19 protein-coding genes are annotated in these 19,008 nt (G+C 61.3%); 4 read left to right on the top strand and 15 right to left on the bottom strand.

Going from position 1 to position 19,008, the window contains the following annotated elements; translation table 11 throughout:
• The 6 genes from K9857_RS23520 to exbB all read right to left on the bottom strand — a co-directional run.
• A partial coding sequence (locus tag K9857_RS23520; protein WP_224539828.1) for an aminoacyl-tRNA deacylase and HDOD domain-containing protein occupies positions 1-1,399 on the bottom strand: 1,399 nt, incomplete at its 3' end.
• A gap of 78 nt (positions 1,400-1,477) precedes the next feature.
• Complete coding sequence (recG, locus tag K9857_RS23525; protein WP_224539830.1) at positions 1,478-3,553, bottom strand: ATP-dependent DNA helicase RecG; 2,076 nt, start codon at positions 3,551-3,553, stop codon at positions 1,478-1,480.
• Between the two features lie 9 nt (positions 3,554-3,562).
• A complete protein-coding gene (locus K9857_RS23530; protein ID WP_224539832.1) occupies positions 3,563-4,492 on the bottom strand; it encodes a hydrogen peroxide-inducible genes activator in 930 nt (309 codons plus the stop codon).
• A gap of 261 nt (positions 4,493-4,753) precedes the next feature.
• Positions 4,754-5,503, bottom strand: coding sequence for an energy transducer TonB (locus K9857_RS23535; RefSeq protein ID WP_175375797.1), 750 nt, complete (start codon positions 5,501-5,503; stop codon positions 4,754-4,756).
• On the bottom strand, positions 5,500-5,928 hold the full coding sequence (gene exbD / locus K9857_RS23540) for a TonB system transport protein ExbD (protein ID WP_175375798.1): 429 nt from the start codon (positions 5,926-5,928) through the stop codon (positions 5,500-5,502). The genes K9857_RS23535 and exbD overlap by 4 nt, the downstream gene beginning before the upstream one ends.
• A 6-nt stretch (positions 5,929-5,934) precedes the next feature.
• Positions 5,935-6,906 carry a tonB-system energizer ExbB gene (gene exbB, locus K9857_RS23545; RefSeq protein WP_224539834.1) on the bottom strand — a complete coding sequence of 324 codons (972 nt, stop codon included), beginning with the start codon at positions 6,904-6,906 and terminating at the stop codon, positions 5,935-5,937.
• Positions 6,907-7,095: 189 nt separating this feature from the next.
• On the opposite strand from exbB, the gene K9857_RS23550 reads away from it, so the two are divergent.
• Positions 7,096-7,953, top strand: coding sequence for an SDR family oxidoreductase (locus K9857_RS23550; protein ID WP_224539835.1), 858 nt, complete (start codon positions 7,096-7,098; stop codon positions 7,951-7,953).
• 157 nt (positions 7,954-8,110) lie between these two features.
• Here K9857_RS23550 and K9857_RS23555 read toward each other — a convergent pair whose 3' ends face one another.
• From K9857_RS23555 to K9857_RS23580, 6 genes are all read right to left on the bottom strand, one after another.
• Positions 8,111-8,851, bottom strand: coding sequence for a hypothetical protein (locus K9857_RS23555; protein ID WP_224539836.1), 741 nt, complete (start codon positions 8,849-8,851; stop codon positions 8,111-8,113).
• 67 nt (positions 8,852-8,918) lie between these two features.
• A complete protein-coding gene (locus K9857_RS23560) occupies positions 8,919-9,299 on the bottom strand; it encodes a RidA family protein (protein WP_110965535.1) in 381 nt (126 codons plus the stop codon).
• 22 nt (positions 9,300-9,321) lie between these two features.
• The gene (gene spoT / locus K9857_RS23565) at positions 9,322-11,427 is read right to left on the bottom strand and encodes a bifunctional GTP diphosphokinase/guanosine-3',5'-bis pyrophosphate 3'-pyrophosphohydrolase (protein WP_175375802.1); all 2,106 of its coding nucleotides are present in this window, start codon (positions 11,425-11,427) and stop codon (positions 9,322-9,324) included.
• Positions 11,428-11,484: 57 nt separating this feature from the next.
• A complete protein-coding gene (gene rpoZ, locus K9857_RS23570) occupies positions 11,485-11,748 on the bottom strand; it encodes a DNA-directed RNA polymerase subunit omega (protein ID WP_007921129.1) in 264 nt (87 codons plus the stop codon).
• A 167-nt stretch (positions 11,749-11,915) separates the two neighbouring features.
• Complete coding sequence (gmk, locus tag K9857_RS23575; RefSeq protein ID WP_224539837.1) at positions 11,916-12,536, bottom strand: guanylate kinase; 621 nt, start codon at positions 12,534-12,536, stop codon at positions 11,916-11,918.
• 12 nt (positions 12,537-12,548) lie between these two features.
• Entirely contained in the window at positions 12,549-13,412 is an 864-nt protein-coding gene (locus K9857_RS23580; RefSeq protein ID WP_224539838.1) for a YicC/YloC family endoribonuclease, read from the bottom strand.
• A 268-nt stretch (positions 13,413-13,680) separates the two neighbouring features.
• On the opposite strand from K9857_RS23580, the gene rph reads away from it, so the two are divergent.
• Positions 13,681-14,403, top strand: a complete 723-nt coding sequence (rph, locus tag K9857_RS23585) for a ribonuclease PH (RefSeq protein WP_175375805.1) — start codon at positions 13,681-13,683, stop codon at positions 14,401-14,403.
• A 28-nt stretch (positions 14,404-14,431) separates the two neighbouring features.
• Positions 14,432-14,800: a DUF4870 domain-containing protein gene (locus K9857_RS23590; protein WP_224539840.1), complete on the top strand. Its 369-nt coding sequence runs from the start codon at positions 14,432-14,434 to the stop codon at positions 14,798-14,800.
• Positions 14,801-14,968: 168 nt separating this feature from the next.
• On the opposite strand, the gene K9857_RS23595 is transcribed toward K9857_RS23590, so the two are convergent.
• Entirely contained in the window at positions 14,969-15,748 is a 780-nt protein-coding gene (locus K9857_RS23595) for an exodeoxyribonuclease III (protein ID WP_175375808.1), read from the bottom strand.
• A gap of 82 nt (positions 15,749-15,830) precedes the next feature.
• On the opposite strand from K9857_RS23595, the gene pyrE reads away from it, so the two are divergent.
• Entirely contained in the window at positions 15,831-16,475 is a 645-nt protein-coding gene (gene pyrE, locus K9857_RS23600) for an orotate phosphoribosyltransferase (RefSeq protein ID WP_003229489.1), read from the top strand.
• Between the two features lie 178 nt (positions 16,476-16,653).
• On the opposite strand, the gene argB is transcribed toward pyrE, so the two are convergent.
• Positions 16,654-17,559, bottom strand: coding sequence for an acetylglutamate kinase (argB, locus tag K9857_RS23605; protein WP_224539842.1), 906 nt, complete (start codon positions 17,557-17,559; stop codon positions 16,654-16,656).
• Between the two features lie 17 nt (positions 17,560-17,576).
• On the bottom strand, positions 17,577-19,008 hold a 1,432-nt coding region (locus K9857_RS23610), incomplete at its 5' end, for a phosphomannomutase/phosphoglucomutase (RefSeq protein ID WP_224539844.1).

Genomic DNA, 19,008 nt, shown 5'->3' on the forward strand with positions numbered 1-19,008 from the left:
AAGACTGGCTGAACTGCGACGCCAATTCGCGCAACAACACCTCGGCCTCAAGCACCTTGCTGACCACGTCGTTGGCCTTTTCGCGGCTCAAGCCCAGGCGTTCCAGCAAGGCATCGGGAATGTCCTCATCCGGGCCCGAGCCGATACCGTGGCTGCGCAGCAGGCGCACCGACAGGCACACCAGGTTCGGGTACTCGGCGAACGCGCCGTCGTAGTTCGGATCGTGCTGGAAGCGCAGCGCAGTGGCCAGCTCCTCGGGCATGTCCCAGAAACGCATCAGCCACGAACCGATCTGCTCACGGCTGATACCCAGCAGATGCTGCTCGATGTAGCTGTGGCACAGGTGTGGGTTGACCTCCAGATGACGGCAGATCAGCGAGAAATGTGGCGGGAACACGTGAGCCAGCAGCAGGTACCCGAAGTTGTGCAGCAGGCCCGCCAGATAGGTCAGACCGGCTTCCGGGCGCTGGGCGCGCGGCATGGCGCGAGTCAGGCCTTCGATAACGGCGGCGGTGTAGATCGATTGCTGCCAATACGGCGTGCTGTGTTGCGGACGATCCTTGGGCAGGCTCAGGGTTTTGCCCAGGGCCAGGCCCAGCGCCAGGTTGATCACCAGGTCGAAACCCAGCACCCGCACGATGGCATCTTCCACCGAACGGATCTTGCCTGGCGAGGCGTAATACGGCGACGCTGCCCAGCTCACCACCTGCGCGGCCAGGGCCGGGTCGGTTTCGACCACACCGGTGATGTCGTCGATGGTGGCGTTGGGGTCGACGCGCAGCTTGATGATTTTTTGAGCGGTTTCGGCCAGCGGCGGAATTTCGATAGTCGCTTCCAGGCGCTGCTGAATGCGCCGTGCGGTGAACGCCTGGACCGCCTGGGTGATTTCCTCGCGGTCGTCATCGGGACGATCGAGGTTCGGACGAATGCTGCTCAGCGGCTCGCCGAAGTTGGCGGCGCTGGCTTTGCTGAGCATGGACTTGAAGGCTTCGCTGGAGATTTCCAGCAGCACTTCAGGCTCTCCCGAATTGACCAGCACCTTCGGCTCGCGCAGCAGGCTTTCGTCATACAGGCACGGGGAGCTGGTGAGGGCCGGCAGACCCGGCAGCAGGCTGAGGTTGTGCTTGCCGAGCATCTTGACCAGGCGCTCGGTCGACACCGCCGTCAGGCGGCGGCCGGTGAGTTCGGTGAGGCGATTGAGGTCGAGCAACTGGCTCTGCGGGAACAGCACCATCAGCGAGCCGACAGCGTCATCGAGCAGTACGGCCTGGACCTTGCGCGCCGGATTCAATCCGTGATGGTCGAGCACTTCTTCATAGGCAATGCCCAACTTTTCCAGCAGCATCCGAATGACCGACGGAGTGTGCGGAGTAGCGGGTGCAAGGGCTGCTTCGGTCATGGTCTGTATCCGTACTTAAACAATGGCAGGAGTATAACCAGCTTGCTCATGCCCATCCTCCAGAAACTGAGACGGTGCTCACACTTGTCCATATTGCTGTCCGTGGCGCAGCCAGCGGTCGAGTAATGGGCTCACGTGGTCCGGCCAGCGTTCGAGCAAGGCTTGAGCGGCGTCGCGTACCGCGGGCAGCAGGTCGGCGTCGCGCATCAGGTCGGCGACCTTGAATTGAAGCAGACCGGTCTGCCGCGTGCCGAGCATTTCGCCGGGGCCGCGCAGCTCGAGGTCTTTTTCGGCGATGACAAAACCGTCGTTTGTTTCGCGCATGATACCCAGACGCTGACGGCCGATCTGTGACAGCGGCGGATGATAGAGCAGCACGCAATGGCTGGCCGCGCTGCCCCGTCCGACTCGACCGCGCAACTGGTGCAGTTGCGCCAGGCCCAGGCGTTCCGGGTTTTCGATGATCATCAGGCTGGCGTTGGGAACGTCCACGCCGACCTCGATCACGGTGGTCGCCACCAACAACTGCAGGTTGCCGGCCTTGAATTCGGCCATGACCGCGGCTTTTTCAGCAGGCTTCATGCGGCCGTGGATCAAGCCGACCTTCAACTCACCCAAGGCGGCGGTCAGATCTTCATAAGTGGTTTCGGCGGCCTGGCAGGTCAGCTCTTCCGATTCTTCGATCAGCGTGCACACCCAGTAGGCCTGACGCCCTTCGGCACAGGCGCTGCGCACCCGCTCGATGACTTCTACGCGACGGGTGTCGGTGATCAACACGGTGTTGACCGGCGTCCGGCCAGGGGGCAGTTCGTCGAGGATCGAGGTGTCGAGGTCGGCGTAGGCGCTCATGGCCAGGGTGCGCGGGATCGGCGTGGCGGTCATGATCAGCTGGTGCGGGCACATGCGTCCGCCGACACCTTTCTGGCGCAAGGCGAGCCGCTGCTGCACACCGAAGCGGTGCTGCTCGTCGATGATCACCAGCGCCAGGTTCTTGAATTGCACCTCGTCCTGAAACAGCGCGTGGGTGCCCACCACCATCGGTGTGCCACCGGCGATCTGTTCCAGTGCGGCCGCGCGGTTCTTGCCCTTGAGCTTGCCGGCCAGCCACGCCACTTCAATGCCCAGCGGTTCGAGCCAGCGCTTGAAGGTGATGAAATGCTGTTCGGCGAGAATCTCGGTGGGCGCCATCAGCGCCACTTGATAGCCAGCTTCCAGAGCCTGCAGAGCGGCCAGGGCGGCGACCACGGTCTTGCCCGCGCCAACGTCACCCTGAATCAGCCGCAGCATTGGTTCGTGCTGGCTCAGGTCGTAAGCGATTTCGTTGCCGACCCTTTGCTGAGCGCCAGTGGGGTTGAAACCCAGATTGGCCAGGTACCTGGCCGGCAACTGCTTGGCCTTGGTCATGGCCGGTGCGCGTAGCGAACGCATGCTTTCGCGCAGGCGCTGTTGGGAAAGCTGGTGAGTCAGCAATTCTTCGAAGGCCAGGCGGTGCTGGGCCCAGTGATGACCGAGCGCCAGTTCGTCGACATCGGCGTCGGCCGGCGGGTGATGCAGGTAACGAATCGCATCGGCCAGGGGCGCCAATTGATAATCCCGTGCCAGTTCGGTCGGCAGCCAATCGGGCAGACTGGTGGGGCCGAGCATGGTCAGGGTCTGCATGCACAGTTGACGCAGACGTTGCTGGGTCAGGCCCTCGGTGAGTGGATAAACCGGGGTCAGGGTTTCATCTACCGGCGGAGGCTCGTCACCGGTGATGGCGCGGTATTCCGGGTGGTAGATCTCGAGTCCCGAGGCGCCTGGTCGTGCTTCGCCATAACAGCGTACCCGCGTACCGCGCTTGAGGCCTTCCTTTTGCGCGTTACTGAAATGGTAAAAGCGCAGGCTCAGCCCGCCGGTGCCATCCTGCAGGCGCACGACGAGGCTGCGACGACGGCCCATCACCACGTCGGCACCACTGACAGTGCCTTCGATCACCGCATCCTGCCCTGGACGCAGCGCGCCGATCGGTACCACGCGGGTGCGATCCTGATAGCGCAGCGGCAAGTGGAACAGCACGTCCTGGAGGTTTTCCAGGCCGACTTTGGCCAGTTTCTCGGCCATGGCTTCGCCGACACCCTTGAGTGCCGTCACCGACACTTGCGACAACTCGGTCATGACGCTTGCTTAGCCCGCCACCACCTGCGCGGATGGCTTGGCCACCGAGCACAGGCGAATGGAGTCCGCGAGAATTTCAATGGCTTTGGGTCGTGGGAAGCTGGCGCGCCAGGCGATCGCGACCGTGCGATATGGCGTTGGCGGTGTAAGCGGTCGGACTTCGATCACGCCAGGGGCATAGTGATGACTGTCCACCGCCGACAACGGCAGGATCGAAATACCCAGGCCGGACGCGACCATGTGGCGAATGGTTTCCAGGGAGCTGGATTCCACCGTGGTGTGCTTGGCGCCGTCGTTGCCCTTGGTCAGGGTCGGGCAGGCTTCCAGCACTTGATCGCGGAAGCAGTGGCCTTCACCGAGCAGCAGCAGGCTCTTGTCATTGAGCAGATTGGCGTCGATCGTTTCCTTTTGCGTCCATGGGTGCTGGGCGGGCATCAGGACGTAGAACGGCTCGTCGTAGAGCTGCAGAGTCAGCACGTCGGCTTCGTTGAACGGCAGGGCGATGATGATCGCGTCGAGTTCACCGTTGCGCAGCTTGTCGCGCAGCACGTGGGTGAAGTTTTCTTCGATGTACAACGGCATCTGCGGGGCGACCCGGTGCAGTTGTGGAATCAGGTGGGGAAACAGGTAAGGGCCGACGGTGTAGATCGCGCCGACTTTCAGCGGGGCGGTCAGCTGGTTCTTGCCGGCCTGAGCCAGTTCGCGGATGCCCTGGGCCTGCTCCAGCACCTTTTGTGCCTGGGCCACGATGCCTTCGCCGACCGGGGTCAGGCGCACGGCGCTTTTGCTGCGCTCGAAAATCAGCACACCGAGTTCGTCTTCAAGCTTTTTCACACCCACCGACAGGGTCGGCTGGCTGACGTGGCAACGCTCGGCCGCGTGGCCGAAGTGCTGCTCTTGGGCGAGGGTAACGATGTAGCGTAATTCTGTCAGAGTCATAGCAAGCGTCCATGAAGTTGCGGGCCAAGCATACCGGCTGCAATCGATAGACGCACGTTATCAGAGAGCGCGTGTCGGGCGACACCGGGCAATGCGTGTTTGCCGCTGGCAGATACGCAAAAGGCACCTTTCGGTGCCTTTCGGAATGACCAATACCCCATTGTGGGAGCGAGCCTGCTCGCGATAGCGGTTTTCCAGTCAACTATGAGGTCGAATGTAACGGCCTCATCGCGAGCAGGCTCGCTCCCACAAGGGGTCGGCTTATCGCCGTCGGTTTTCCAGCGAGTAAACAAACGGCGCAACGATTTCGATGGAGCCGTTGGTGAGCATGTCTGCCGGTGGTTTCGGCAGCGGCTGGGCGCGGCGGATCATTTCCAGGGTGGCCCGGTCCAGATCGGCGGTGCCGGAAGGCCCTACCAATTCATACGACAGGACGTTGCCCTGGGCATCCACCACGAAGCGCAGGCGGTTGGTGCCTTGCTTGCCGCGGGCTTGCGCACTGGCCGGGTATTTCTTGTACTTGGCCAGATGCGCGAGCAACGTACCTTCCCAGCTGGCTTTCGCCGCCACTTGAGCCGCAGACGGGCCCGGTACCGGCTGAGCGGATTTCTCGGTCGGCGCGGGTGTCGGTGGGGCTTCGCTCGGTTTGGCTTCCGAAGGCTTTTCCTTCGGCGGCTCCGGCTTCTTCTCCACAGGCTTGGGCGGTTGCGGCTTGGGCTTCGGCTTGACCGGCTTGGGCACGGCAATCTCGGCCTTCGGCGCTTCAGCGAGCTTCGGAATCGGCAGTTCTTCAACCGGAGCCGGAGGCTGCGGCGGGGTGACGACCTTCGGCGGTGCAGGCGGTGGCGGGGCTGGAACCGGTGCCAGCTCGACCATCATTGCCTGGGGTGGCAATTCGATGGGCGGGCGGGCGGTCCAGTTCACGGCCAGCGCAATGGCCAGCGCGTGAACACCCAGCACAATGGCCAGGCTACCGCTGTAACGCGTCAGCTTATGGCGCGTTGTGATCATTTCTTGACTGCCGACTCGAGGCCAACCAAACCGACCTTCAGGTAACCGGCCGAGCGCAGGTTGTCCATCACGCTCATCAGGTCGCCGTAATCCACGCCTTTGTCGGCCTGGAAGAAGATCGTCGTGTCTTTCTTGCCCTGGGTCTTGGCGTCGAGTGTGGCGCCGAGTGCTTCGGCCTTCACTTCGTCATCGCCCAGGTACAGGCGCTGGTCAGCCTTGACGCTGAGGAACACCGGTTTCTCCGGCCGCGGCGCCGGTTTGGCGGTGGACGCCGGCAGGTCGACCTTGATGTCCACGGTGGCCAGCGGGGCGGCCACCATGAAGATGATCAGCAACACCAACATGACGTCGATGAACGGCGTGACGTTGATTTCGTGGTTTTCGGACAGATCGTCGTCTGCCCCTTCTTTCAAATGCAGGCCCATGGCCGATTACCCCACTTTCACCATGTGCGGTTGCGAGCTGCGCTCAGGCTGGTGGTCGAGGTCACGGCTGACCAGCAGCAGGACTTCTGCCGATGCGTCGGCCACTTGAGCCTTGTAACCGGTGATGGAGCGGGCGAACACGTTGTAGATGACCACCGCAGGAATCGCCGCCACCAGGCCCAGGGCCGTTGCCAGCAGCGCTTCAGCGATACCGGGCGCTACGACAGCGAGGTTGGTGGTCTGGGTTTTGGCGATGCCGATGAAGCTGTTCATGATGCCCCAGACGGTACCGAACAGACCGACGAACGGCGCGGTGGAACCGATGGTGGCGAGCACGCCGGTGCCGCTGCTCATGCTGCGACCGGCGGCCGCAACCAGGCGTTCCAGACGGAAGCTGACGCGCTCCTTGATGCCTTCTTTTTCACGGGCGCTGGCCGACAGGTGCATTTCTTCCAGGGCGTCGTGCACCAGCAGGTTGGCCAGGGTGCCTGGCTTGGTGGCGCTGGCGCTGGCTTCCTTGAGGGTCGCGGCCTTTTTCAGGTGGACGATCTCGGTACGCAGACGACGCTTGGCGCCCATCAGCTCGAGGCCCTTGGCGATCCAGATGGTCCAGGTGATGATCGAGGCGATGGCCAGGCCGATCATCACGGTCTTCACGACGACGTCGGCGTTCTGATACATGCCCCACGGCGACAGGTCATGGGCCATGCCCAGGGTGTTGTCGGCTTCGAGGACTTCAGGAACATCTTCTCCGAGCGCTTCTGGCGCAGGTACTGCCTGTGCAGGATCGGTCGCGGCAGGAGCAGCAGGTGCTGCCTGGTCAGTCGGCGCCGCGGCGGTGGCGGCCGGAGTGGCCGGAGCTTGTGCGTCAGCGAAAGCGGCAACCGGTGCCAGCATCAGGCTGAGAAGCAGGGCGGCCACAGCGCTCCAGGCGCGAGGTCGTTTGGTTGGCGAAGCGAGGGTTTGGGTGCGTGTCATGCTGGCCGGACCTGAGAAAAGAAAAACGATGATGCTCTTCCAGTCCTCGTAAGGCCGAGAGCAAAAGTGGCGCGTATTATTGCAAGTAATTCTTGTTAACAAAAGTAATAGAGTATCTTTTTTTCCTGCATTGCTAGCCGCTTGTCCATTGCCAGCGCTAGTCTGTGCGTTTCCAAGGGGAGTTTTCTGATGTCCGCGCCTTCTGTTTTGATCGCCGGTTGCGGTGATGTCGGCAGTCGACTGGCCACGCAATTGTTGGCCGGGGGCTGGGAGGTTCACGGCCTGCGGCGCGATGTTTCACGCCTGCCCGATGGGGTGATCGGCGTTGCCGGCGACCTGTTCAACAAGGAATGCCCGGCGACCTGGCCGATCGGAGCGGTGGATTACCTGGTGTACTGCGCGGCGGCCACCGATCACGATGAGGCCGGTTACCGCGCGGCCTATGTCGAGGGTTTGCGGCATGTGCTGGAGTGGCTGGACGACTATGGGCAAGTGCCCAATCGCCTGCTGTTCGTTTCCAGCAGCAGTGTTTATGGCCAGCAGCAGGGCGAGTGGGTCGACGAGACGTCGCCGACGGTGGCGTCAGGTTATTCCGGGCAGGTGATGCTCGAAGCCGAGCAGATTGCGCTGGATTGCGACATCCCGGCCAGCATTGTGCGCCTGACCGGCATTTATGGCCCGGGGCGGGAGTGGCTGCTGACCCAGGTCCGCCGGGGTTATCGCGTAGCGGTCGATCCGCCGCTGTATGCCAACCGGATTCACGCCGACGACGCGGCGGGATTGTTGGCGTGCCTGCTGGAAGCGGATCGCCGGGGCGTGGCGCTGGATGATGTCTATATCGGTGTCGACGACGCGCCGGCAGCGCTGGCGGATGTGGTGGGCTGGTTGCGTGAGTACATGGGTGTGACGGAGTGGGCGGATGACGCCAGCGTGCGTCGCACCGGCAGCAAGCGTTGCAGCAATGCCCGGGCGAAGGCGTTGGGTTGGGAGCCTAGGTATCCAAGTTTCCGCGAGGGGTATGCGGCGATTCTCGAAGGGCGCTGCTGAATCTCCAGCGCCACAAAACAAATGTGGGAGCGGCGGTGCGACGATTCGACTTGCTCGCGAAGAGGGAGTGTCAGTCGACATTGATGTTGCCTGACACGCCGCATTCGCGAGCAAGTCGAATCGTCGCACCGCCGCTCCCACATTGATTACGTGTGAATTACTGTTTTTCCAGCAACCACTTACGATCACCCGGCGTGAACTGCGGCATTTCATCCGCCAGCGCAGTGTTCACAGCCTGGAAAATTTCCAGTTCCTTGCCTTTGCGAGCAAAGATCCACGGATTGCCCTGGCCATTGAGTTGCAGCCACATATTGTCGTTGCCGCCACTCATCGAGGCGCAATCACCGGCCAGGCACAACGCGTAGCGATCTGCGCCCTGCAGGCCAATCACTTGGCCATCGGCCTGAAATTGCACGGTGCTGCCTTCGCCGGGACCGCTGACAACTTTCCAGCTGCCACCCATATAAGCCGAGTACAACGCACGTTCAAAACTGGCACCGATCGGTGCGCCATCCGGCACCGGAATCAGCGCGCGATCGAAGACCTGGGCAGGTTCGTTTTCAGTCGCGGCCTGGCTCAGTTGTTTGCCGTCGCGCTTCAGTTCGCTGCCGGAACTGCCATAAAAGTCGATTTTCCAGGCGCCGGACTCATCGCCCGACAGCTTGCCGTCGACATTTTCAAAACCATTGGTATAACGGGCCTGACCGGCCTTGGTGTTGACGTCCCATTCCAGGTTCGGGCCATAGGCCTGGAGCGCTTCGCGCAGGGGAACGCCTTTGGAGGCTGCATCGATCGCCACCTGATTGATCCAGGTGCCGCTGATATCACGATCGGCAGGGTCGCTGGCACAACCGCCCAGGAGCAGGGCGAGCAGCGGGAGAACAAGCGCTTTGCGCATGGTGGAATCCTTTCAAGCATTACTTACAGCAGTGCGGTGGCGCAGCCAGAGGGCTGCGCCGGACACATTACTCGATGACCAGGATGGCATCCATTTCAACCTGCGAACCCTTTGGCAGGGCTGCTACGCCGATGGCGGCGCGGGCTGGGTAAGGCTGTTCGAAGTACTTGCCCATGATCTCGTTGACCTTGGCGAAGTGGCTCAGGTCGGTGAGGAAAATGTTCAGCTTGACGATGTCCTTGAACGAACCGCCGGCGGCTTCGGCTACAGCCTTGAGGTTCTCGAAAACCTGGACGGTCTGGGCTTCGAAGCCTTCAACCAGTTCCATGGTCTTTGGGTCCAGAGGAATCTGACCGGACATGTAAACGGTGTTGCCAGCCTTGATCGCCTGGGAGTAAGTACCGATGGCGGCCGGGGCTTTGTCGCTGGTGATAACAGTCTTGGTCATGAATGACTCCTTGATGAATGGATTACGCGCGCATGCGGGTGATGCGGATCACCCCGGTCAGGGCGCGCAGTTTCTTGATCACGCGGGCCAGGTGCACACGGTCGTGGACGCTGACCACCAGTTGGACGACGCTGATGCGGCCATCGCGCTCGTCCATGCTGATTTTCTCGATGTTGCCGTCCGCCGCGTTGACGCTGCTGGCAAGCAGGGCGATCAGGCCGCGCTGGTGTTCCAGCTCGACGCGCAGTTCGACATTGAATTCGCCGGTGACATCCTTGGCCCACGAGAGCTGGATGCATTTTTCCGGGTTGTGGCGGATTTCGCTGATGTTGCGGCAGTTGTCCAGGTGAACAACCATGCCTTTGCCCGCGGACAGGTGGCCGACAATCGGGTCGCCGGGGATCGGCGTGCAGCACTTGGCGTAACTGAGCACCAGGCCTTCGGTTCCGCGAATCGCCAGCGGACCTTCCGGACTCGGCAGCTGTTCGCCTTCGCCGAGCAGCCGGCGTGCCACCACATAGGCCATGCGGTTGCCCAGGCCGATGTCTTCGAGCAGATCTTCGGCCAGTTCGAGGCGATATTCGGCGAGGATGGCCTTGATGCGCTCGGCCGGGATTTTCTCCAGCGAGCTGTCGAAGCCGTTAAGGACTTTGTTCAGCAGGCGCTCGCCCAGGCTGACGGACTCGGAGCGGCGTTGCAGTTTCAGCGCATGGCGGATGTGCGTACGCGCCTTGCCGGTGACCACGAAGTTGAGCCATGCCGGGTTCGGTCGCGCGCCCGGAGCGCTGACGATCTCGACCGTGGAGCCGCTTTGCAGCGGTTCGGACAGCGGTGCGAGACGACGGTTGATGCGGCAGGCGATGCAGCTGTTGCCCACGTCGGTGTGCACCGCGTAAGCGAAGTCGACCGCCGTGGAGCCTTTGGGCAGCTCCATGATCCGGCCTTTGGGCGTGAACACGTAGACCTCGTCCGGGAACAGGTCGATCTTCACGCTTTCGATGAATTCCAGCGAATTGCCTGCGCGTTGCTGCATTTCCAGCACGCCCTTGACCCATTGGCGGGCGCGGGCGTGAGTGCCTTTTGGCTGCTCGTCGCCGCTGGATTTGTACAGCCAGTGGGCGGCAATGCCGTTGTTGGCCATCTCTTCCATTTCACGGGTGCGGATCTGGATCTCGATCGGAACCCCGTGCATGCCGAAAAGTGTGGTGTGCAGCGACTGATAGCCGTTGGCCTTGGGAATCGCGATGTAATCCTTGAAGCGACCCGGCAACGGTTTGTACAAATTATGTACGGCGCCCAGCACGCGGTAGCAGGTATCGACCTTGTCGACGATGATCCGGAACGCGTAGACGTCCATGATCTCGTTGAAGGCCCGACGCTTGCCGCGCATTTTCTTGTAGATGCCGTAGAGGTGTTTCTGGCGACCGCTGACCTCGCCCTGGATGCCGTCGACGGCCAGGCAGTGGCTGAGGGATTCCTCGATCTTGTTGACGATTTCCTTGCGGTTGCCCCGGGCGCGTTTGACGGCCTGGTAGATCCGCGCGGAACGCATCGGGTGCATGGCCTTGAAGCCAAGGTCTTCGAATTCTATGCGGATGGCGTGCATGCCCAGCCGGTTGGCAATAGGAGCATAGATTTCCAGGGTTTCCTTGGCGATGCGCCGGCGTTTTTCGCCGGACAGCACTTCCAGCGTGCGCATGTTGTGCAGACGGTCGGCCAGCTTGACCAGGATCACGCGAATGTCGCGCGCCATGGCCATGGCCATTTTCTGGAAGTTTTCGGCTTGTGCTTCGGCCTTGGTCTCGAAGTTCATCTGGGTCAGTTTGCTGACCCCGTCGACCAGTTCGGCCACGGTTTCGCCGAACTGCGCTTGCAGCGCTTCCTTGGCGATACCGGTGTCTTCGATCACGTCATGCAGCATGGCTGCCATCAGGCTCTGATGGTCCATATGCATGTCGGCAAGAATGTTCGCAACCGCGAGTGGGTGCGTGACGTACGCCTCGCCGCTGCGACGGCGTTGACCGTCATGGGCTTGTTCGGCGTAGAAATACGCTCGGCGGACCAGGTTGACCTGGTCTTTGCCGAGGTAGGTCGATAAGCGATCGGCGAGGGCGTCTATGCTCGGCATGATGTCTCCTGCCGTAAGCTGTTATCCCGCGCCGTGCTACGTCGACCAGGCATAGGCTTAAACGGCCTCGTTGGACTCGTCCTCGAACGCAGCGAAAAGCGGTTCGTCTTCAACGATTTCAGCTTCAGCGATAGCGGCGTAGTCGATCAGGCCTTCAGCGATTTCACGCAGGGCTACAACGGTAGGCTTGTCGTTTTCCCATGCCACTTTCGGCTCTTTGCCGCCGGTGGCCAGTTGACGGGCACGCTTGGTAGAGAGCATGACCAGCTCAAAGCGGTTATCCACGTGTTCTAGGCAGTCTTCAACGGTTACGCGGGCCATGGTCTTCCTCGTAGCAAATGCAATATGCGCGCTGCCCGGATGGGCGAGCGGACTCGACAGTTTAAAAAATCACCAGCGATTAGGGAAGCGCTGATTTTTTGATCAAGCCCTTCAACGCGCTGCAAGTGCCAATGTAAAGCCCTCGCAGCGGTTTTGGGAAGAGCGGATCAGTCCAACAATTCAGCCAGCAATTTGCCGTGACGCTGTTGCTGACGCTTCTGCTGCAGCTGATTGGCACGGAAAATCGCCTTCAGATCGTGCAGGGCGTGGGCGAAATCGTCGTTGATGATCAGGTAGTCATAGTCGACGTAGTGGCTCATTTCGCTGACCGCTTCGCGCATCCGCCCGTCGATGATCTCGTCGCTGTCCTGACCGCGGTTGGTCAGGCGCTGGTGCAGGGCCTGTAACGACGGCGGCAGAATGAAGATCGAACGGGCCTGCGGCATCAGCTTGCGCACTTGCTCGGCGCCCTGCCAGTCGATTTCCAGAATCAGGTCGTGGCCTTCGTCCAGGGTCTGCTGCAGGTGGCTCTGCGAGGTGCCGTAGAGATTGCCGAAAACTTCGGCGCGCTCGAGGAAGTCGCCGTGCTCGATCATCTTCACGAATTCGCTGCGGTCGACGAAGTGATAGTTCACGCCGTTCACTTCACCTGGGCGCATGGCGCGGGTGGTGTGGGAGATCGAGACGCGGATTTCCGGGACGGCGTCGGTCAGCGCCTTGACCAGGCTGCTTTTGCCCGCGCCCGAAGGGGCGGAAATGATGTACAGGGTGCCGGTGATGTGGGTCATTTCAGGTTTGCCTTACTCAATATTCTGCACTTGTTCGCGCATCTGCTCGATCAACACCTTGAGGTTGACCGCCGCCTGGGTGCTGCGCGGATCGAAGGCCTTGGAGCCCAGTGTGTTGGCTTCGCGGTTGAGCTCCTGCATCAGGAAGTCCAGGCGTCGCCCGGCCGCGCCACCGGATTTGAGCACCCGGCGAACTTCGATGATGTGAGTGCTCAGGCGGTCCAGTTCTTCGGCGACGTCGCTCTTTTGCGCGAGCATGACCATTTCCTGCTCAAGGCGCTGCGGGTCCATTTCGGCCTTCATGTCGGCAAAACGGTCGAGCACTTTCTGGCGCTGGGTGGCGAGCATCTGCGGAACCAGTTCGCGCAGGGTGACCACGTCGGCCTCGATGGCGGTCAGGCGATCGTCGATCAATCGGGCCAGCTCCGCGCCTTCGCGCTCGCGGCCGGCCTTGAGTTCCTTCAGGCCTTGGTTGAACAGTGCCAGCGCTTCGGCGTTCAGGGCTTGCGGGTCGGTAGCGTCGCCCACCAGCACGCCAGGCCAGGCCAGGACTTCCAGGGGATTGAGGGCGGCGGGATTCTTGATCAGGCTGGCGATGGTCTCGGCCGCTGCGACCAATTGTGCGGCGCGGACCTGGTCCACTTGCAGCGGCTTGCCGGTGTTTTCCTCGGTGAAGCGCAGGGTGCACTCGAGCTTGCCCCGGGACACGCCCTGGCGCAGGGCTTCGCGAACGGCGCCCTCGAGATCGCGGAAGGTCTCCGGCAGGCGCACGTGGGGCTCCAGGTAGCGGCTGTTGACCGAGCGCAGTTCCCAGCTCAGGGTGCCCTGGACGCCGGCTTTCTCGACGCGGGCGAAGGCGGTCATGCTGTGCACCATGGAGGTACCTCGCAATGCAGATCGGCCAGAACCAGAGGTTCCGGGAATCCGATATCAATGAATTAAAGCCGACTGGCAGCAAAGGCGCAGGATTGTAGCGCAGAGCGGCGGATGCCCCCAAACACACGAGGTGACAAAGGCCTGCAGCTCGTCGGCGACGGGCTGTTCAGAGCCTTTGCTCGTCGGAGGAATTTTTTTAGAAGTGCCCAGCGATGGCTGGCGGCTCTATAATGCCCGCAGTTTTCCGTCCCCCGTACAGGTATCCCTTATGAAACGTCCAAGTGGTCGCGCTGCCGATCAGCTCCGCTCGATCCGCATTACCCGCAACTACACCAAACACGCCGAGGGTTCTGTACTGGTCGAGTTCGGTGATACCAAGGTCATCTGCACCGTCAGCGTCGAAAATGGCGTGCCACGGTTCCTCAAAGGCCAGGGCCAGGGTTGGCTAACCGCCGAGTACGGCATGCTGCCGCGCGCCACCGGCGAGCGTAACCAGCGTGAAGCGAGCCGCGGCAAGCAAGGCGGCCGTACCCTGGAAATCCAGCGTCTGATCGGTCGTTCCCTGCGCGCTGCGCTGGACATGTCCAAGCTGGGCGACGTCACCTTGTACGTCGATTGCGACGTGATCCAGGCTGATGGCGGCACCCGCACTGCGTCGATCACCGGTGCCATGGTTGCGCTGGTCGATGCCCTGAAAGTGATCAAGAAGCGCGGCGGCCTGAAAGGCGGCGACCCGCTCAAGCAAATGATCGGTGCCGTTTCCGTTGGCATGTACCAGGGTGAAGCGGTGCTCGACCTCGACTATCTTGAGGATTCGGCTGCCGAGACCGACCTGAACGTGGTGATGACCAGCACCGGCGGCTTCATCGAAGTTCAGGGCACCGCCGAAGGCGCGCCGTTCCAGCCTGAAGAGCTGAACGCCATGCTGGAACTGGCAAAGAAAGGCATGAACGAAATCTTCGATCTGCAAAAGGCTGCACTGGCTGACTGATCGGATCATCACAGGCAAGGAGGACGCCATGAGTGACGAGCAACAACTGCTTCCCACCCCGAGCAAAGAAGTCCGGCAGTGGGCGATGTTCTGTCACTTGTCCGCCTTGCTGGGGATCTGGATTCCGTTCGGTACGCTGATCGGCCCGCTGATCCTGTGGCAAATGAAGCGCGAGATGGACCCGTTCATCGATGCCCAGGGCAAGGAAGCGCTGAATTTCCAGATCACCGTCGCCATCGCTTCGGCCATCAGCTTCCTGCTGATGGTGGTGATCATCGGCTTCTTCCTGTTTGGCTTGATCGCCATTGGTGCGCTGGTGCTGACGATCATTGCCGGGGTGAAGGCCAATGACGGGCTGCCTTACCGGTATCCGTTCACCTGGCGGGTGATCAAATAACGATCACTGCTGTGGTATTTGTGGGAGCGAGCCTGCTCGCGATGGTGGATCAGCTGCATAGGTGTCCACTGACACTCCATCGCGAGCAGGCTCGCTCCCACAGTTCAAGAAATCAGCGCCCACAAAAAAGCCGACAGTGATGTCGGCTTTTTTGTGTCTGCAAAACGCTTAGATGGTCAGCGTCCAGTCGTAGTCCACGATCAGCGGCGCGTGCTGCGAGAAGCGTGGCTGACGTGGCAGGCGTGCGCTGCGTACGAAGCGGCGCAGGCCTGGCGTCAGGATCTGGTAGTCGAACCGCCAGCCCAGGTTGAGCATTTCGGCCTGTTCGGTGTCCGGCCACCAGCTGTACTGGTCGCCTTCACGGCTGACTTCGCGCAGGGCATCGACGTAGCCCATGTTGCCGACAATCTCGTCCATCCAGGCACGTTCAGGTGCCAGGAAGCCCGGAGATTGCTGGCTGTCGCGCCAGTTCTTGATGTCGAGCTTCTGTTGCGCCACGTACAGCGAGCCACAATAAATGTACTCGCGGCGTTTGCGCCGTTGTTTGTCCAGGTACTTTCCGAAGTCGTCCATGAGCTTGAACTTCTGGTTCAAGTCCTCATCGCCGTTCATACCCGAAGGAAGCAGCAAGGTTGCAATACTGACTTTGTCGAAATCGGCTTGCAGGTAGCGCCCGTAGCGGTCGGCCGTCTCGAAACCGAGACCGCTGATGACAGCCTTCGGTTGCAACCGCGAGTACAAAGCCACACCACCTTGGGCGGGGACTTCTGCATCGCAGGCATAAAGGAAGTATCCATCCAGTTGGAAGGCTGGATCGTCCAGTTCAAAGGCGGAGGCACGGGTGTCCTGCAGGCAGATGACGTCGGCATTCTGTGCCTGCAGCCAACTGAGCAAACCTCGCTCGACTGCAGCCTGAATACCATTGACGTTCACACTGATGATCCGCATAAATGGCCCCAAAAATCGCGTGCGTGTATGATACACGGCGTCAAGCTATTTAGCTAAATCCGTGGTATTTGGGGTTTTTTTCATGCAAGCGTATCAGCGCGATTTCATTCGTTTTGCCATCGATCGCGGCGTTTTGCGCTTCGGTGAGTTCACCCTGAAGTCCGGACGCACCAGTCCTTACTTCTTCAACGCCGGCCTGTTCAATTCGGGTTCGGCTCTGGCGCAGCTGGGGCGTTTCTACGCCGCAGCCATTGCCGAAAGCGGCATTCCCTTCGACGTTCTGTTCGGTCCGGCCTACAAGGGCATTCCCCTGGCGGCGACCACTGCAGTGGCGTTGGCCGAGCATCACAACCGTGACCTGCCATGGTGCTTCAATCGCAAGGAAGCCAAGGCCCATGGCGAAGGCGGCAGCCTGGTTGGCGCACCGCTGACCGGCGAAGTGCTGATCATCGACGACGTGATCACCGCCGGTACCGCCATTCGCGAAGTGATGCAGATCATCGCTTCCCAGGAAGGCGCCAAGGCCGCCGGCGTGCTGATCGCTCTGAACCGTCAGGAGCGTGGCAACGGTGAGTTGTCGGCGATCCAGGAAGTGGAACGCGATTTCGGCATTCCGGTGATCAGCATCGTTTCGTTGAACCAGGTGCTGGAGTTCCTGGCTGACGATCCGCAGCTCAAGCAACACCTGCCTGCGGTGGAAGCGTATCGCGCGCAGTTCGGCGTCTGATCCCCGACAACTGTAGGAGCGAGCATGCTCGCGATGGACTAAAGAGCACCGCTGGGTGTCAGGTATCCCGCGTCATCGTTAACGACCATCGCGAGCATGCTCGCTCCTACAGGTAATGTGTGGCAAAAAAGACCCCGCTCGGTCAGGCCGAGCGGGGTCTTTTTGTATGCGCTACCGCTTACGGACGCTTGCGATTGCTGATCAGGGTGCCCACGCCGGTATCGGTGAAGATCTCCAGCAGGATCGCGTTCGGTACGCGACCGTCGATGATCAGCGAGCTGCCCACGCCGCCCTGGACCGCTTCCAACGCGCAACGGATCTTCGGCAGCATGCCGCCGTAGATGGTGCCGTCGGCGATCAGCGCGTCGACCTGCGCAGTGCTCAGGCCGGTCAGCACCTTGCCTTCCTTGTCCATCAGACCGGCGATGTTGGTCAGCAGCATCAGCTTCTCGGCTTTCAGCGCCTCGGCGACTTTGCCGGCCACCAGGTCAGCGTTGATGTTGTACGACTCGCCGTTCTCGCCAACGCCGATCGGTGCGATCACCGGGATGAAATCGCCTTTGACCAGCAGGTTCAGCAGATCGGTGTTGATCCCGACCACTTCGCCGACGTGACCGATGTCGATGATTTCCGGCTGGGTCATGTCCGGGGTCTGGCGGGTGACGGTGAGCTTCTTCGCGCGAATCAGCTCGGCGTCTTTACCGGTCAGGCCGATGGCGCTGCCGCCATGACGGTTGATCAGGTTGACGATGTCCTTGTTGACCTGACCGCCCAGAACCATCTCCACCACGTCCATGGTCGCGGCGTCGGTGACGCGCATGCCGTCGACGAAATGGCTCTCGATGGACAGGCGCTTGAGCAGATCACCGATTTGCGGGCCGCCGCCGTGAACCACGACCGGGTTGATGCCCACGGCTTTCATCAGCACGATGTCGCGGGCGAAGCCGGTTTTCAGCTCCTCGCTTTCCATCGCGTTGCCGCCGTATTTGATCACCAGTGTCTTGCCGACATAGCGGCGAATGTAAGGCAGCGCTTCGGACAGGACCTTGGCGGTGTTGGCGGCGGCTTCGCGTTCGAGGGTCATTCAGGGCTCCGGGTGAATCAGAACGGTAGTTGGAGATCAGGTGCAACACGCTTCAACTGGACGTGGAAGACGTCCTTGATGCGTTGCAATTCAGCCTCGTCATCGGCCTCGAAGCGCAGTACCAGCACCGGCGTGGTGTTGGAGGCGCGAACCAGGCCCCAGCCTTTGGCATAGTCGACTCGCACGCCGTCAATGGTGGTCAGGTCGGCGCCTGCGCCCCACTGCGCGTCATGCAATGCATCAATGATGCTGAATTTGCTCTCTTCGGTCACATGGATATTGATTTCCGGCGTAGAAATATCGTTCGGGAAGGTGGCGAACAGCTCTTCCGCGGTGGATTTTTCCTTGCTCAGGATCTCCAGCAACCGGGCGGCGCTGTAAATGCCGTCGTCGAAACCGAACCAGCGCTCCTTGAAGAAGATGTGCCCGCTCATTTCGCCGGCCAGCAGGGCGCCGGTTTGCTTCATTTTCTTTTTGATCAACGAATGACCGGTCTTCCACATTAGCGGACGGCCGCCGTATTCCTTGATCAATGGCGTCAGGCGGCGGGTGCATTTGACGTCGAAGATGATTTCCGCGTCCGGGTTGCGCGCCACCACATCACGGGCGAACAGCATCAGCAGGCGGTCCGGATAGACGATGCTGCCGGTGTTGGTCACCACGCCCACACGGTCGCCGTCGCCGTCGAAGGCCAGACCGATATCGGCGTTGGTTTCCTTGACCTTGGCGATCAGGTCCACGAGGTTTTCAGGCTTGCCCGGGTCCGGGTGGTGGTTCGGGAAGTTGCCGTCGACTTCGCAGAACAGCGGAATGACTTCGCAGTTCAGCGCTTCGATCAGTTGCGGAGCGATCACGCCGGCGGCGCCGTTGCCGCAGTCCACCACGACTTTCAGGCGACGGGCCAGCTTGATGTCCTGCACGATGGTGGTGGTGTAGCCGTCGAGGATTTCGACTTTGGTGATGCTGCCGTTGCCTTGGCTCAAGTTGTTGGTCTTGAGGCGGTCATGCAGGGCCTGGATCTGTTCGTTGGCCAGGGTGTCGCCGGCGATGACGATCTTGAAACCGTTGTAGTTCGACGGGTTGTGGCTGCCGGTCAGCATCACGCCGGATTTGCCAGCCAGCACGTTGGCGGCGTAGTACAGGGCAGGCGTCGGCACCAGACCGACGTCGCTGACGTGGCAGCCGCTGTCGGCCAGGCCCTGGATCAATTGCTCGACCAGCTCCGGGCCGGAAAGGCGACCGTCACGGCCGACGGAAACGTTCGGTTCATTCTGGGCCAGACTTTGGGCACCGATGGCGCGACCGAGCCAGTAAGCCGTCTCAGCGTTCAGAAATTCCGGGACGGTGCCGCGAATGTCGTAGGCGCGGAAAATACTGTCGGGGAACTTGGGGGCGACGCGGGCGGGGGTGCTCATCTGCGGAAATGCTCCATCTTGAAAGTGGCTGGAC

The organism is Pseudomonas sp. REP124 (genome assembly GCF_020164475.1).
In the GTDB taxonomy this organism is placed as follows: Bacteria; Pseudomonadota; Gammaproteobacteria; order Pseudomonadales; family Pseudomonadaceae; genus Aquipseudomonas.